Origin of the sequence: Arthrobacter zhaoguopingii, from assembly GCF_009828595.1 — a bacterium.
GTDB lineage: Bacteria > Actinomycetota > Actinomycetes > Actinomycetales > Micrococcaceae > Arthrobacter_D > Arthrobacter_D zhaoguopingii.
On sequence record NZ_WPNY01000002.1, the window covers coordinates 1 to 15081 of the forward strand.

Consider the following 15081-nt stretch of genomic DNA (forward strand, 5'->3'; position numbering starts at 1 on the left):
TCCCCGGCGCCCGGGAGCCCTTGATTTCTGCCTCAGTGGGCCGCCCGCTGGTCGGCCGACGGGGCCTGCTGACCGGTCGACGGGGCCCGCTGGCCGGTGGGGCGTGCCTGCACGATGGGCATGCCTGCGGTTGCGAAGCTGCTGCGGAACACCGACGGCACCGGCGCCTCGCGGGCAGGCAGCAACACCGTCACCTCCCGGGCGCCCACCGAGACCAGTTCGTCCCGCACCTGGACATCGAGGGGGCCGTCGCCGTCGAAGCTCAGAGTGATCGATCCGCGGACCAGTTCGACCTGCAGCGTGCCGCCGCGGAGCTTTAGGTGGAATGCCAGGGAGGTCCACGCCGCGGGCAGCCGCGGGTCGAAGTAGGGCACCGGGCCCTGGTCACGGAAACCGGCAAAGCCATTGACCAGTGACAGCCACACCCCTCCGGCGGCGGCGATGTGGACGCCGTCGATGGTGTTCGCATGGGAGTCGTCAAGGTCGATGAAGGCGGCGTCCGTGAAGTGGGCCAGTGCGACGTCGCCGTAGCCGACCTCCGCGGCCATAATGCCCTGGACGCAGGGCGAAAGCGTTGAGTCGCCGGTGGTGAGCGGATCGTAGAAGTCGAACGCGCGCTGCTTCTCCGCAGCGGTGAAGTCCTGCCACTGGAGGAACATGGCCAGCACGGTGTCCGCCTGCTTAAGCACCTGGTGCCGGTAGATCACCAGCGGGTGGAAGTGAAGCAGCAGCGGGTACTGCGAGCGGGGAGTTGACCAGTCCCACGGTTCGAGGGTCATGAAGTCGGCGTCCTGGGAGTACACCTCGAGGGTGTCGTCGTAGGGCATCTGCATGCGCGCAGCGGCCTGCAGCCACAGGTCCCGTTCGCCTTCGTCGACGCCGGGGTGCTGAAGGTCCGCGGCGGCGCGGAGATTGAACCTGGCCATGACGTTCGTATAGAGGTTGTCGTTCACCACCGCCGTGTACTCGTCCGGACCGGTGACGCCATGGATGTGGAAGGCGCCGCGCTTGCCGAAGAAGCCCAGGGACATCCACATCCGCGCCGTCTCGATAATCAGGTCGGCGCCCTCGGACTGTCGAAAGGCGGTATCGCCGCTCGCCCAGCTGTACCGGTTGGCCGCGAAGGCGATTGCGGCGCCGATGTGGAACTGGGCTGTGCCGGATGCGTAGTAGGCGCTGGCCTCCAGCCCGTTGATGGTGCGCCAGGGAAACAGGGCTCCGTCAACGTTCAGCTCGTCGGCGCGCATTCGGGCTTCGGGAAGGAGTGCGTGGCGGAACTCAAGCACCTGCCGCGCGCCGCGGGGGTTCGAATAGGTGAGGAAGGGAAGCAGGTAGATCTCCTGGTCCCAGAAATAGTGGCCCTGGTAACCCGAGCCGCTCACGCCCTTGGCTGGGATTCCGGCGACTCCCGCCTGCGCCGTGCCCTGCTCCAGATGGAACAGGTTCCACCGCACGGCCTGTTGGAGTTCCTCCTGGCCCCCGATCCGGATATCGGCGGTCGACCAGTAACGCCGGTAGTGCGCCGCGCTCTCGGCGAAGATCGCCGCCGTGCCTTTCAGGGCCGCTTCAGCCGCCTCCTCGATGTCTGAACCGTCACCGGCGGTGGTGAAGGCATAGGCGACGCTCTTCTCGAGCAGCAGGGGTGCGCCTTCATCGACCGCCAGCACGTACCGGACGACGCTCTCGTCCTGGTCGGCCTGGGTGGTGAAGGGCTGCTGGGGACCGGAGATCCGGTGGTCGACGGCGACGCCGATCTTCTGCTTGGACTCGGAGGTCTCCCAGGCGAGCCGGAGCGAGCCGTTGCTGCCCTCCAGCCGCAGGGGCAGCAGCACCCGTTCGGCGTGCCGGCCGGAGCGGCGTGGATCGTGGCTGGAGTGGTCCTCGGCCGGTTGGTCCTGCCGGTTCACGATTGAGGAGGTGATGTCGACCGATACCTGCCGGTCCGTCGTCAGCTCGAGGGTGATGGCCAGGCCGCCGCGCGTCTGCTGCCCCACGGCCCGGCGCTCCACCGTGGTGACCGTGGCCCCGGACCGGCACGCCCAGGTCACCCGGCACTCGTACAGGCCGGTGGTGAAGTCAATGGTGCGCCGGTAATTCACGACGGCGGAGCCGGCGAGGGTGAGGGTTTCGCCGTCGATGACGACCGTGAAGTTGTTGGCATCCGGCACGTACAGGATGCGCTGCCCGGTGCGGGCGAAACCGAAGGCATTCTCCGCGTGCTGGATGTCCCAGGTTTCATGGAAACCGTTGATGAAGCTGCCGGGCAGTTCGGCATCCGCCGGGGACCAGTGGGCTCCCCGCACACCCAGGAAACCGTTGCCGACGGCGAAAATCGTCTCGAGCGCCCCGGTGTCGCCCGCCTCGAAGCAGGTCTCCACCAGCTGCCAGGGGTGGCAGGGAAAACGGTCGCGGTCGGCGTTGATCAGTGCCATGATCGGCAGCCCTTCGGAATTGGTGGGCGGGGGAGCGGAATGCTAGAGGAGTTGGTCAAGGTCATCAACCACCAGGGTGGCGCCGGCGTCGAGCAGGTTCTGCCTGCCGGCTCCGCGTTCGACGCCGATTACCGAATGGAAGCGGCCTGCGCTGCCGGCGCGGACGCCGGAGACGGCGTCCTCGACCACAATGCAGGACGCCGTGGGCAGCCCCAGGAGTGCGGCGGCATACTCGAAGGTGGCAGGATCGGGCTTGCCAGGGAGTCCCGCCCCGGCCGCCGCCGTCCCGTCAACGACGACCGGGAAATATTCCTCGAGTCCGGCGGCGCGGAGGACTGCGGCGGCGTTCCGCGAGGATGAGACCACCGCGAGCTTCAGGCCGCGCTGCTGGGCTGCCTGAACGAAACGCACCGATCCGCTGAAGGGGCACACCCCACGCGAGGCGACGATGTCGTTGAACAGCCGATTCTTGCGGTTGCCGAGCCCGGAGACGGTGTCGCTCGCCGGGTCGTCGTCGGGCGGGCCCTCCGGGAGGACGATGCTGCGGGAGGCGAGGAAGTCTCGCACCCCGTCGAAACGGGGCTTCCCGTCGATATGGGCGAAGTAGTCGCTGCCGCTGTAGGGCCGGCGTTCGGGCCAGCGGGCCAGATACCCTTCGAAAAGTTCACGCCAGGCGGTCTCGTGAACTTCGGCCGTAGGGGTGAGGACGCCGTCGAGGTCGAACAGCACCGCCGACGCGTCCATCCAGGAATAGAGGGCTTTCATGGTCGTGCTGTGCCCGGGCGGACCGCAGCATTGCGGGAGAGAGGCCCGGGCCCGCGGCGCATTTGAGGCTGCGGTGCTCTGTGGAAGCCGGTGGCGCCCATGAGAAATCCTTCAGCAGTGAGACCCTCAGTAAACGGCAGGGAAATTCTGAGCTGCGTTCTGGTTTCCACTATACAGACAGGTCGTTCTACTTCGATAGACGTGTTACGTGATCGCCGTGGAGGCAACCGGTCCGCGCCCAGGGCGGGCAGTGCCCACCGGTATGGCACCATCTCCCTATGCGGTGGTCGGGGGAAACGGGGCGCGGGGGCTGGATCGGTCCCCGGCTTTCAGGACGGGCGGGATCGGTCGGCAGCGTGGTGCCCGCCGGCTTCGAGGCATACGCGCGGGTGCTCCACCCGCCCCGGGTCACCCCGCCAGGGCTCTGGGCCACCACAGGCCCCGGTGCGGAATTTCCGGCCGCGCACACCCGATGGTCCTGGGAGCGGGTTGCCGCGCACACGGGGGCGGTCATCCACCCGCAGGTGCAGTGGGCCGGGATCGCCGGTGGCGCGGACAGTACCCTTCGACTGCCTGGCGGGTGGGACCTCGACGCGCCCGCCCTCGGGTACCTGGAGCCGGAGCTCCTGGCGGTGTTGATGACAATGGCACGCGGGACAGCCACCACCGCTGCGCCGCTCACGCTTGGGCTGTGGTCCGGCTGGGACGTGGCCGGTGCGGATCTGGTGCCTTTCACCCGGGCGGGCGCTTCGGGCCGGGCCCGAAGGACTGCCCGCGACGAGGCGGGGTCCGCGTATGCGGCGGCGGTCGACCCCGCGGTAGCCCTTGCCCTGGCCGGAGGGCCGTACCTCGAGCTGCCCGGCCGGCGCTACATCCTGCTCGACGCCACCGCTGACGAGCTGACCGACCCCACCTGGCCGCTGCGGGCAGGCATCGGCTGGTTCGGCGGCATCCCCGGTCCGATGCCCCAGCTGATCTGGCCCGGGGACCGGGCCTGGTTCGTCGGTTCGGAGGTCGACTTCGACTCCACAATCGTCGGCGGGAGGCACACCTTCATCGACGCGGTGCTAGCCGAGCCCGTCCTCGAGGCCCTGAGCGTGGATCCAGGCACCGACCTGACCTCCGAGGGGGACCGGATCAACCGACGGCACGATCCGCCGCCCATCTGACCCGGGCTTTTCAGCGCAAGGCGCGTTCCCGCTTTCCGGGGGAAGCGAGGCCTACCTCCGTCCGGTGACCGCCCCGGCCAGACGCGCAACGGTCCGGCGCGGAAGGAGCCGCGGAGCGGAGGCGGTCAGCCGGTTCGCCCTTCCCGAGACGACGCTCGGCGCGGACCTGCGCCGGTCGAGCTTGGTCAGCGCCAGCGTAACGACCTCGGAGGGAGCCTGCATCGATCCCACCTGAGCGTCCTCCCCGGCGACGTCGAAGAATTCAGTGCGCGTGGCCCCTGGCGATAAGGCGAGCACCCCAAGGTTCGAACGCCGGGCCTCGACCCAGAGGGCCTCGGTGAAGCTAAGGACAAACGCCTTCGTGGCCCCGTAGACCGCCATTAGGGGCACCGGCTGGTAGGCGCCGGTGCTGGCGATGTTGATCAGGACTCCCTTCCCGGAGGCGAGCATAGCCGGATAGAAGGCGCGGGTGAGGCCGACCAGGGCCGCGACGTTCAGGGCGATCTCCTCCTGGACCCTCTCCGGATCCTCGTCCTCGAAGCGTGCGCGGGTGGCGAACCCCGCATTGTTGACGAGGGTGTCGACGCTCAGGCCCCTCGCCGCCACCGCGGCGGCGAGCGCCGGTCCCGCTCCCGCCCGGGCGAGGTCGGCGGGAATGACGGTGACGGTCCTTCCCGTCGCCCGGCGCAGTTCCTCCGCCAGTGCCTCAAGCCGGTCGGCGCGGCGCGCCACGAGGATGAGGTCCGCTCCGCGGTGGGCCAGCTGCCGGGAGAACTCCTCACCGAGCCCGGAGCTGGCTCCCGTGATGAGCGCAGTGGTTCCTTCGTAGTTCCGTGCCATGCCGTTCCGCTTCTTCGCTCGGTGAACATCCGTTCACGCTCTAGGTTTACACGCAGCGGGCCCCGGTGGCCGCCGTGGTGGGCGCCCGTTTCGCCGGATCTCCGCCAGCGCCGGCCCGGAGCGGCTGGGCCGCTCGGCCGTTCGCGAGGCGGCGCACGTGGGGCATGTATCTGTCGTAAGTCTTGTAATTTCTATTGATGATCGATACCTTTAGATTGTTGGACGGCTAAGGGAGATAAAATGGGAAATCTAACGGTCATCGCATTGCGCGTCGTGCTTGTGATGATGTTCGCGGGGTCATTGTTCGTGCAGATTGTGATGGTTCCCCTGCTCGGGGTGGACCTGCGCGATGCCGATCCCGACGTGGCGGCGATCCGCACTCCGCTCGTCGTCCTCACGGTGCTGATCATCCTCGCCCTTCAGGCGGCGGTGGTCTGTGTGTGGGGGCTGCTGACGATGGTGCGGCGGGGAACCGTGTTTTCCTCAAGCGCCTTCCGGCTCGTCGACATCGTCATCGGCGCCTTCACCGCGGCATCGTTGCTCACCTTCGGGCTGGGCGTCGCCCTCGCCCCCGGCGAGGCGGTCGCACCCGGGGTGGTCCTGTTGATCGGGGGAGTGGCGGTCATGATCGCCGCCGTGGCCCTGATAGTGCTGGTGCTGAGGGCGCTGCTCGCCCAGGCCGTGGACCGGGATGCTGAAGCGCGGAAGCTCCGCACGGAGCTGGACGAGGTGATTTGATGGCCATTGTGGTGCGGATCGATGTTGAACTGGCGAAGCGGAAGATGAGCGTGGGCGAGTTCGCCGAAAGGATCGGCCTGACGCCGGCGAATGTGGCGGTGCTGAAGAACGGCCGGGCCAAGGCGGTTCGATTCACGACCCTGGAGGCCATGTGCAGGGTGCTCGGCTGCCAGCCCGGTGACCTGCTGGAGTGGGTCGACGACGACGACCCCGGGGATCCGGGAGCGCCGGGCACCTCCACACCCTTCAATGCCGCCCCGAAGCAGGCAGAAGGCCAGTGACCGGGGCCCGGACGCCCGCTCCGCGCCGCGGTGTCGCCTGCACAGGGGGCTTCAATGCCTAGGATGGAAGCGTTTTTCCCCCCGGCTCCGCCGGCGGGGCAACCCGGGGACCCAGGCCTCTTCGGCCCGGCGTCGGCGGCGTGGCGTATCGGCAGGGAGCGGATCCTGCTCGCCGCGGGCCCGGCCGCCCTCCTGCTGCAGCTGGCACACCCGCTGGTCGCGGAAGGGGTTCGGGCCCACAGCAATTTCTCCTCCGACCCGCTGCGCCGGCTGCGGGGCACCCTGGATGCCGTCCTGACCATCACCTTCGGTGACCAGAACCAGGTACGCGCCGCCGCCCGGCACGTCCAGCGCCGGCACCGCCCGGTGCACGGAACATTGCCCGACACGGAGGGTCCGCTGCCGGCAGGAACGCCCTACCGCGCAGACGATCCGGACCTGGCACTCTGGGTGTTCGCGACGCTCGTCTGGACGGCGGTCACCGTCACGGACGGTTTCGCCCGCCCGGTCCCGGAGGCCGAACGGGATGCGTACTACCGCGACATGACCGGGCTGGCGCACCAGTTCGGAATCCCCGCCCGGGTGCTCCCCAAGGACTATTCCGGGTTGGCGCGGTATGTGGACGGCCAGGTCCGCGATGTCCTGAGCGTCGGGCCGACGGCCTCGGCCCTCGCAGGGCAGATCCTTGCGCCCGACCCGCCGATCCTGGCACCACCGGCACGGGCCGCAGCCAGGGTGCTTGCGGCCGGAGTGCTCCCGCCTGCCGTGCGGGACGCCTACGGACTTCCGTGGCGGCACCGCGACCGGACCGCCCTGTGCGCCCTCCAGTGGGCAAGCCGGCGCACGCTTCCGCTGCTGCCGGCCGGCCCCCGGTACTGGCCCCACTACCGCGTCGCGCTGGACCGGTTCGGCGCCTGAGCGCTGGGCAGGCGGGCACCGGCGCCCTGTCATTCTTTGATTTCCATTCAGGGCGAATTTAGACTACGAGGACCGTCAGCGCCGCTGCGCGGACCACGGCATACGCGCCCCTCCACCTGCGCGAAGATCAACCCGGGGCGGAGGCGTAGGTTGCATTCTCAGCGGGAGGACCCGCGGAGGTGCACGACCCGCCCGGCCCCGTCGGGCACCGACCCCGGCCGGTCCGGTTCCCATTCCTCGCAGGCCACCGCCGCTGACCGGCCTCCCCCCGCTACTCAGGAAGGGCCGCCATGAACGGACCCCGCGGTTACACCTATGGCAGTGCGGATCTGGAAACCAGCCCCGTTTCGCTCGACGACCTTCGGAAGATCGAAGAAACCATCCTGTGGACGGACGCCGACCGGCAGGCACTCCTTCGGGCCCGACCGATCCTTGAGCCACGCACCGACGAGATCCTCGACGTCTGGTACGGCTACGTCGGCGACCACCCGTTCCTCATCGAGAGCTTCGCCAGCGTCGACGGAAGCCCCGATCCGGACTACCTTTCGGCGGTGCGTGAGCGCTTCAAGGTCTGGGTCGTTGATCTGTGTTCACGCGAGCACGATCAGGACTGGCTGAACTACCAGCACGAGGTGGGCCTGCGCCACACCTCCGCGAAGAAGAACGTCACCGATGCGGTGGAGTCTCCGGCAGCCGAGGTCAGGATGCGGTACCTGATCGGGTTCATCGTCCCCCTGACGGCGACGATGCGCCCGTTCCTCGCTGAAGGAACCTCGGATGCCGAGGAACTGGATGCGATGTACACCGCCTGGTTCAAGGGCGTCACCCTGACGGCGATTCTCTGGTCGGAGCCCTACAGCACGTCCTGGTGAGATGGCCTTCCGCCGGGGCAGACCAGCTGATTTGATGGCCGAATGAAACTACTTGTCCTTGGCGGTACCGCCTGGCTCGGCCACGAGATCGCCCGGCATGCGGTGGAGCGCGGCCATGAGGTGACCTGTGCCGCGAGGGGACGCTCAGGTGCGGTTCCCGGCGGTGCGTCCTTTGTGGACGTCGACCGCGACGACGATGCAGGGCTTCGTCGGGTGGCCGGAGGCCGCTGGGATGCCGTCGTGGACGTCTCCCGGCAGCCCGGCCAGGTCCGGCGCGCGGTCCGGGATCTCCGGAACGCCGGCTACTACCTCTTTGTCTCCTCGGGCAGCGCCTATGCGGATCAGGGCCCGGCCGGCCAGGACGAGGACGCGCCCCTCCTGCCACCCCTCGACTCCGACGTCATGGACACCATGGAGGCTTACGGGCCAGCCAAAGTGGCATGTGAGCAGGCCGTGGTGGAAGCCTTCGGCCCCGCACACAGCATGATCGCCCGCGCCGGACTCATTGGAGGACCCGGCGACGGGTCCGGCCGCACCGGGTACTGGCCGCTGCGGTTCGCGCACCCCTCCAACCCCAGCGGGTCGGTGCTGATCCCGGAAGCGCAGGATCTGCCCACGCAGGTCATCGACGTCCGGGACCTCGCGGCGTGGGTGGTCACCTGCTGCCAGGAGCAGCGCAGCGGGGTGTACAACGCCATGGGGCATAGCTGGTCCTTCGCCGACCATATCGCCGCGGCCCGCCGGGTCGCCCGGCACGACGGACCCGTGGTGACGGCGGACGCGCCGTGGCTGCACGCTCGGGGTGTGGGCGAGTGGGCAGGTCCCCGTTCGCTGCCCCTGTGGCTGAGCGATCCGGACTGGCAGGGGATGAACGCCCGGTCCAACAAGCGCGCGCTGGACGCGGGCCTAGTGCTGCGCCCCCTCGAGGAAACGCTGAAGGCGGCCCTGGAGTGGGAGGAGGCACAGGGGCCCGACAGCCCGCGAAGGGCTGGACTCACCCGCGACGAGGAGCGGGAGCTCCTTGCGGCGCTGTCCGGGTAGGGCAGCGAAGGGACCGCCGGTCCACCCGGTCCGGCCGCCCTGTTCGGGAAGCTCTTTCGGAGGTACATTGGGCGCAGGTGGGGTCCCAACGGCCCGCCCCGAGGTGGAACCAATGACCAGCAACAGGCGCCCGGCTCAACCCGGGCTGTGGCTTACCGTGGCGGGGGCCGGCACACTTGTCCTCGCCGCGGCCCTTCTGGTGCCGGGCATCGATGCCTTCAACCGGGCCACGTTCGGCGGCAGCGGCAGCGGCAGCGGCAGTGCCGCAGAAGCCCTGACCCTCCTCGGGCTCGGAGCGGCCGCCCTGCTGGCAGGGGCTGTGGCCCTGATCGCTGGCCGCCGGTATTCCGCCGCGGAAATGAGAAGGCCCCGGACCTATTCCGACCGGCACTACGACCACACGCGCCCCGCCGAGGACCGGCCCGTAAATCCGAACGACACCAGTCTGCGGGGCTACCAGACGGGCTTCTGACGCCGGAAGGCGGTCCGCCGGTCCGAAGCCGGTCCCGGCAGCGCAGGGCTCCTAGGCGGTGACCAGGACGGCACCGGCGAGGGTGACCGCCCCGAGGAAGACCGTCGATACGCCGCCGAGGACCAGACTGCGCCCGCCGGTGCGGGCCAGCTGGGGAATGTGGATTCCGGCGCCAAGGCCGAACATCGCGGCCGCCAGCAGGAGCGTGGCCGTGACCGAAGCGCCCTGCAGCACCGGGGCCGGGACGAGGCCGGTGGAACGGACAAGGACCAGCACCAGGAACCCGACGACGAAGAGGGGTACGGCCGGCGTCGAGCCGGTGCCGGCCGCGCGCGGGTGTTCCTTCGAGCGGCTGATCCCGAAGGAGACCAGGGCGGCCACCGGCGCCAGGAGGACCACCCGGCCGAGCTTCACGACCGTGGCCACCGCCAAGGCCGCAGCGCCGGCCGTGCTCGCGGTCGCCACCACCTGGGCCACCTCGTGCACGGCCAGGCCCGACCACAGGCCAAAGGTCTCCTCGGACAGCCCCAGGAGGCCGCCCACCACCGGAAGCCCGAGAATCACCGCGGAGCCGTACAGCGTCACCATGGCGACGGCACTGGCCACCTCGTCGTCGTCCGCGTCTACGATGCTCTGCATCCCCGCGATCGCCGAGGCGCCGCAGATGGAGAACCCGGCGGCCATCAGGGTGGACGCGGCCCGGCTCAGGCCCAGGCGCTCGCCGATGTACCGGGTGAGGAAGAAGCTGACGAACACGGAGGCGACGATGAGACCGAGCACAGGCAGGCCAAGGCCCACGATCTCCGGGAGGGAAAGCTGAAGGCCCAGCACCACCACGCCAAGGCGAAGGAACCTTTTGGTGGCCGCGCGGATGCCCGGGTTCAGGCGAGGGTGGAGAAGTCCGCTGTTCCGCATGAGCAGGCCCAGGCCGAGGGCGATGACCAGGGCACCGGCGAATCCCTGAAGGTTCGCCAGAAGGACGGCGAGGGCAACCGCGGCCGCCATGACCAGGAACCCCGGCGCATAGCCGAGCGCGGCGGTGAGGGGGCGCGGCAGGGTCACGGGGTCGCTTTCGGAAGGCACGGAGGCGCCATCAGCGCCGCACCGGCGGGGCTAGTTGGTGAAGTGGGTGGTTGCGGGCGCCGTCGCGACCGACTGCACCAGCTGTTCAGCGAGGACACGGAGTTTGACGTTCTGGTGGCTTGAGGCCCGTCGGAGGATCTGGATGGCCTCCTGCTGGGTGCAGCGGTTCTGGGCAATGATGATCCCGACCGCGATGTCGATGTTCGTGCGAGACTCCATTGCCGCCTGCAGGTTCGCGGCGGCATCCTTGTGCGCGGCCAGCTGCAGGGCGAGTTCGAGGGTGCTTGCCGCTTCCGCCGCGTACTCCTCGACCTGACTCACGATGTCGGCGGTGAAGACACCGGGGGCCTCCGCGTACAGGTTCACCGCGGCGCCGCCGTCCCCACCGGTCATCAGGGGTACCCCGAGGACTGAAAAGTAGCCGCGGCCCTCGATCGCGGTGAGGTATTCCGGCCACCTGGGATCAGTGCGCGTATCCTGCACGACGGCGGTCTCCCCGGTGCGGATCGCGGTCAGGCAGGGCCCGTCGCCGTAGCCGTACTGGACCTCGTCGAGCTCGGTTGCGGCGACGCTGCTGCTGGCCACGGTGGTGGCCCGGTCGTTGCGCTTGAGCGTAATTCCGCACTGCGTCTGGACCCCAGGTTCGAGGATGGTTGCGGTGTGGGAGGCGAACGCTTCAAGGAACAGTTCGACGTTCCCGGACTCAAGAATCAGCTGCTGGAGCTGGCGCGCCACCGAATCACTTCCCGCATCTTTCCGCATTGCATCAGCTTAGGGCCAGGACCCGCCGTTTAGCTCATCGGGAGCGGTGCCCAAAACTTTTTTCCGGATCCCGCCCGGTGAACCTTTGGCTTTCCTGCAACCCGGGCGTGAAATAGCCTCGGAGGTGGACCGCGTGCCGGTCCGCGGTCTTGATTCCAGGGCCCGGCACCGCCGCCGGGCCCGCAACGCATTCGAGGTTCTTCGGTGGATGAGCAGAGGCAGCAGGAGCTGGCGTCGCGTGCGGCATCCGAGGCAGGACTCGACGCCGAGGAGCTGTGGATCCGGTACTTCGCCCTCGGAGGTTCGCTCGCCCAGATAGAGATCGATGCGTACCTGCAGGGGCTCCAGAGCATTCCCTCCCTCGAACGGGACATCCTCTCCCACACACTGCGCGAGGCCCTTGAGGAGACCGGCCGGGAGCTGCCGGATTCCGGTGGAGGTAGCGGCGGGGCGGAGCCCCGGAATGGAACGAGCCGTGCGGCACGGGCGGATCCCGACGATCCCCTCGAGTTACTCGGCGCGGCAGGTGCGGTCTTCCTCACGGCGGAGCAGGCTGAGGCCCAGCGGATGCGGGCCCTGCTTGAGACGGGCCTCCTTGATTCACCGCCGGAGGAACGCTTTGACCGGATCACGCGGCGGGCCCGCGAGCATTTCGGTGTCTCCTCGTCGATCGTGGCACTGATCGCCGAGCACCGGCAGTTCCTCAAATCGGTCATCGGCGCGGTCGGCCAGAACCTCGAGCGGGAAAGCACCTTCTGCAACCAGACGATCCGCAGTGCCGGGCCCATGGTGGTGTGTGACACCCTCGCCGATGATCGATTCAAGGCGAGCCCGCTCGTGGTCGGCGAGCCCCACATCCGCTTCTACGCGGGGCACCCGCTGCTGGGTCCGGGCGGGTGGACCATCGGCACGATCTGCGTCATCGACCAGAATCCGAGAGGCTTCACCGATGAGGACCGGCGCGTGCTCCGGTCCCTGGCCGAGGCCGCGCAGAGGGAGGTCACACCGTAGGCAGGCCCGATCCCGACGCCCTCAGCGCGTTGAAAGGCCTTCGCTGTCGAGGGTGAGGGCGAGCTGGTGCGCCTCTCCGGGGCACTGGGGGCCGTTGGGACGGACCACCTCCGCGGTGGCGCGGACCGGAGCAAGCACCCGCGTTTGCCCATCCCGACCGGTGGCCGTTGCCCGGATCTCCACCTCGCCTGCGGAAAGGTCCAGCGGTGCGAAACCAACCAAGGTGCCGTCCGGACTGGCCGACGCGGCGCAGATTCCGTCGTCGTCGCAGCCCTGGTCGACGGACTCCGTTCCCGCACTCAGCGCCACGTCGGCTTTCGTGCACCGGCCCTCCCGGCAAACCTCCAGCTCGAGCGCGGCGACCCCGCGGACAGAGTCGGCTGCAACGGTGGTCGAGACGCCATCGACCGCCCCTACCGCGGTACATCCGGCACCGAAGGGCGCACCGCAGCCGCCGGCGAGCAGGAGCGTTCCACCGAAGACGGCGGAACGCAGCCAGGGCGCTCGGAAGGGCATGCCTCACCCTAGCGCGGGCGGGCGTGTGGCGGGACAGCTTCCCGTCGTCCCGTGCGGGTCCGGGGGACCAGGATCCCGGCTGGCGTCCGGGGACGGGGCCCGTGCACCCGCTCCCGGTGCAGGACGGCACCCGCGCAGGGCACGCCTCCGACCGCCCGTCAAGGCGGCGCCGGGTGTGCCTTTGCCTCCGGCCCTGCGGTCGGTGCGCCTGCAATAGGCTGTGCCCATGGTTTTCCAGAAGCACCTCGGTGAAGAGTCCATTCCCGCGGAGGTCCTGGCGGCCCGGCGTCCGGGGACCTCGGACGCCGACTGGGACTCCTTCGAGGCACGGTTCCGCAGTGAATTCCCCCGCCTGCGGTCCCTCTTCCGCCGAATCTACGGCGGTGGCGCTGACGACGAGCTGGTGCTGCTGGCGGCGGAGGCGGCCGAGTCGTGGCAGCGGCGGCCCGCCGGGCTCAAGGCGCTCGATGCCGACCGGGCCGCGGCGCCGGACTGGTTCCAGTCCAACCGAATGCTGGGCGGGGTCTGCTACGTCGACCTGTACGCCATCGACCTCTCCGGGCTTCGGGCGCGCATTCCGTACTTCCGTGAACTGGGCCTCACCTACCTTCACCTCATGCCGCTGTTCCTCGCGCCGGAGTCGAATTCCGACGGCGGCTACGCCGTGTCCAGTTACCGGGAGCTGAACCCGGCCCTGGGCACCATTGAGGAACTCGCCTCGACCGCCGCCGAACTTCGGGCGAACGGCATCTCGCTCGTCGTTGACTTCATCTTCAACCACACCTCGAACGAACACGAGTGGGCCCGGAAGGCGCTCGCCGGCGACCCGGAATTCGAAAAGTACTACTGGATCTTCCCGGACCGGCAGATGCCGGATGCGTATGAACGCACCGTGCGCGAAATCTTCCCGGACGACCATCCAGGGTCCTTCGTGCCGCTGCCCGACGGGCGCTGGGTCTGGGCCACCTTCCATTCGTTCCAGTGGGACCTGAACTACCGCAACCCCGCGGTCTTCCGGGCGATGGCGCGGGAGATGCTCTTCCTCGCCAACCAGGGCGTGGAGGTGCTGCGGATGGATGCCGTGGCGTTCGTGTGGAAGCAGCTGGGCACCGCCTGTGAGAGCCTGCCCGAAGCGCACCTCCTCCTCCAGGCGTTCAACGCGGTCTGCCGGCTCGCGGCGCCGTCGCTGCTCTTCAAGTCCGAGGCGATCGTGCATCCGGACGAGGTGGTGCAGTACATCAGCCCGGGGGAGTGCCAGCTGAGCTACAACCCCCTGCAGATGGCACTGATCTGGAACAGCCTGGCCACCCGGGAGGTCTCCCTTCTGGCCCAGGCCCTCGAGCGGCGCCACGCCATTCCGCCCGGCGCCGCCTGGGTGAACTATGTGCGCAGCCACGACGACATCGGCTGGACCTTCTCCGATGAGGATGCAGCCGAGTTCGGCATCGGCGGGTACGACCACCGGCGCTTCCTCAATGCGTTCTTCGTCAACCGTTTCCCTGGCAGCTTCGCCCGCGGCGTGCCGTTCCAGGAGAACCCGCGCACCGGGGACTGCCGCATCTCGGGCACGACGGCGTCGCTGGCCGGGCTGGAGGCCGGCGACGCCGGCGCCGTGGGCCGGATCCTGCTCGCCCACGCCATCGTGCTCAGCACGGGGGGCATCCCGCTGATCTACCTGGGGGATGAGGTGGGCCAGCTCAACGACTATGGGTACACGCAGGACCCGGGCAAGGCCGGGGACAGCCGGTGGGTCGGGAGGCCCGACTACCCGGCGGCCCGCTACGCGCTGAGGGATGATCCGGCCACCGCGCCGGGGGCGATCTTTCAGGGCCTGCAGCACCTGATCCGGGTCCGGGCCGCCACCCCGGAATTTGCAGGCGGCCGGCTGGTGCCCTTCGGGACCAACAACCCCTCCGTCCTGGGGTACCAGCGGCCGGGTGCGCCCGGGGCGAAGCCCTCAGTGGTCCTGGTCCTCGCGAACTTCGCCGACTCCCGACAGGAAGTCACCGCGGAGACACTCTCCGGCCTGCCCGGTTCCGCCGTCGACCTCATCTCGGGCCAGGAGATGGCAGTGACGGCCGGGCTCGGCCTCGAGCCCCATGGTGTGCTGTGGCTCCGCTTCTCCCCGGAGGGTCCTGCCTGAACACCATTGAGAACTGAACACCATCGAGAACTGAACAC

Annotated in this window: 15 protein-coding genes; 9 read left to right on the forward strand and 6 right to left on the reverse strand. The window is 69.1% G+C overall.

Annotated elements, in window-relative coordinates; all coding sequences use genetic code 11:
• Window positions 1–32 precede the first annotated feature (32 nt).
• Both GVV86_RS02365 and GVV86_RS02370 read right to left on the reverse strand, forming a co-directional pair.
• Entirely contained in the window at window positions 33–2432 is a 2400-nt protein-coding gene (locus tag GVV86_RS02365; RefSeq protein WP_159801215.1) for a glycoside hydrolase family 65 protein, read from the reverse strand.
• 42 nt (window positions 2433–2474) lie between these two features.
• Window positions 2475–3197 (reverse strand): HAD family hydrolase, encoded by a 723-nt coding sequence (locus tag GVV86_RS02370; RefSeq protein ID WP_159801217.1) that lies wholly within the window; start codon window positions 3195–3197, stop codon window positions 2475–2477.
• Window positions 3198–3475: 278 nt separating this feature from the next.
• Here GVV86_RS02370 and GVV86_RS02375 point away from each other — a divergent pair, with 278 nt between their 5' ends.
• The gene (locus tag GVV86_RS02375) at window positions 3476–4366 is read left to right on the forward strand and encodes a hypothetical protein (RefSeq protein WP_159801219.1); all 891 of its coding nucleotides are present in this window, start codon (window positions 3476–3478) and stop codon (window positions 4364–4366) included.
• A gap of 51 nt (window positions 4367–4417) precedes the next feature.
• Here the strand turns inward: GVV86_RS02375 and GVV86_RS02380 are convergent, their stop codons facing one another.
• Window positions 4418–5206 carry an SDR family NAD(P)-dependent oxidoreductase gene (locus GVV86_RS02380; RefSeq protein WP_159801221.1) on the reverse strand — a complete coding sequence of 263 codons (789 nt, stop codon included), beginning with the start codon at window positions 5204–5206 and terminating at the stop codon, window positions 4418–4420.
• A 240-nt stretch (window positions 5207–5446) separates the two neighbouring features.
• Here GVV86_RS02380 and GVV86_RS02385 point away from each other — a divergent pair, with 240 nt between their 5' ends.
• From GVV86_RS02385 to GVV86_RS02410, 6 genes are all read left to right on the forward strand, one after another.
• The gene (locus tag GVV86_RS02385; protein WP_159801223.1) at window positions 5447–5944 is read left to right on the forward strand and encodes a DUF2975 domain-containing protein; all 498 of its coding nucleotides are present in this window, start codon (window positions 5447–5449) and stop codon (window positions 5942–5944) included.
• Window positions 5944–6225: a helix-turn-helix domain-containing protein gene (locus GVV86_RS02390; RefSeq protein ID WP_159801225.1), complete on the forward strand. Its 282-nt coding sequence runs from the start codon at window positions 5944–5946 to the stop codon at window positions 6223–6225. The genes GVV86_RS02385 and GVV86_RS02390 overlap by 1 nt, the downstream gene beginning before the upstream one ends.
• Before the next feature lie 63 nt (window positions 6226–6288).
• Complete coding sequence (locus tag GVV86_RS02395; RefSeq protein ID WP_159801227.1) at window positions 6289–7143, forward strand: oxygenase MpaB family protein; 855 nt, start codon at window positions 6289–6291, stop codon at window positions 7141–7143.
• 290 nt (window positions 7144–7433) lie between these two features.
• Window positions 7434–8015 (forward strand): protoglobin domain-containing protein, encoded by a 582-nt coding sequence (locus GVV86_RS02400; protein ID WP_159801229.1) that lies wholly within the window; start codon window positions 7434–7436, stop codon window positions 8013–8015.
• A gap of 42 nt (window positions 8016–8057) precedes the next feature.
• The gene (locus GVV86_RS02405) at window positions 8058–9056 is read left to right on the forward strand and encodes an NAD-dependent epimerase/dehydratase family protein (protein ID WP_159801231.1); all 999 of its coding nucleotides are present in this window, start codon (window positions 8058–8060) and stop codon (window positions 9054–9056) included.
• Between the two features lie 112 nt (window positions 9057–9168).
• A complete protein-coding gene (locus tag GVV86_RS02410; RefSeq protein WP_159801233.1) occupies window positions 9169–9528 on the forward strand; it encodes a hypothetical protein in 360 nt (119 codons plus the stop codon).
• 51 nt (window positions 9529–9579) lie between these two features.
• Here GVV86_RS02410 and GVV86_RS02415 read toward each other — a convergent pair whose 3' ends face one another.
• Complete coding sequence (locus GVV86_RS02415) at window positions 9580–10611, reverse strand: YeiH family protein (protein ID WP_159801235.1); 1032 nt, start codon at window positions 10609–10611, stop codon at window positions 9580–9582.
• A gap of 30 nt (window positions 10612–10641) precedes the next feature.
• Window positions 10642–11373 carry a GAF and ANTAR domain-containing protein gene (locus GVV86_RS02420; protein WP_159801237.1) on the reverse strand — a complete coding sequence of 244 codons (732 nt, stop codon included), beginning with the start codon at window positions 11371–11373 and terminating at the stop codon, window positions 10642–10644.
• Between the two features lie 204 nt (window positions 11374–11577).
• Here GVV86_RS02420 and GVV86_RS02425 point away from each other — a divergent pair, with 204 nt between their 5' ends.
• Window positions 11578–12384, forward strand: a complete 807-nt coding sequence (locus tag GVV86_RS02425) for a GAF domain-containing protein (RefSeq protein WP_159616341.1) — start codon at window positions 11578–11580, stop codon at window positions 12382–12384.
• Window positions 12385–12405: 21 nt separating this feature from the next.
• Here the strand turns inward: GVV86_RS02425 and GVV86_RS02430 are convergent, their stop codons facing one another.
• Entirely contained in the window at window positions 12406–12900 is a 495-nt protein-coding gene (locus GVV86_RS02430) for a hypothetical protein (RefSeq protein WP_159801239.1), read from the reverse strand.
• A gap of 226 nt (window positions 12901–13126) precedes the next feature.
• On the opposite strand from GVV86_RS02430, the gene GVV86_RS02435 reads away from it, so the two are divergent.
• Entirely contained in the window at window positions 13127–15043 is a 1917-nt protein-coding gene (locus GVV86_RS02435) for an alpha-amylase family protein (RefSeq protein ID WP_159801241.1), read from the forward strand.
• The last annotated feature ends 38 nt before the right edge of the window (window positions 15044–15081 follow it).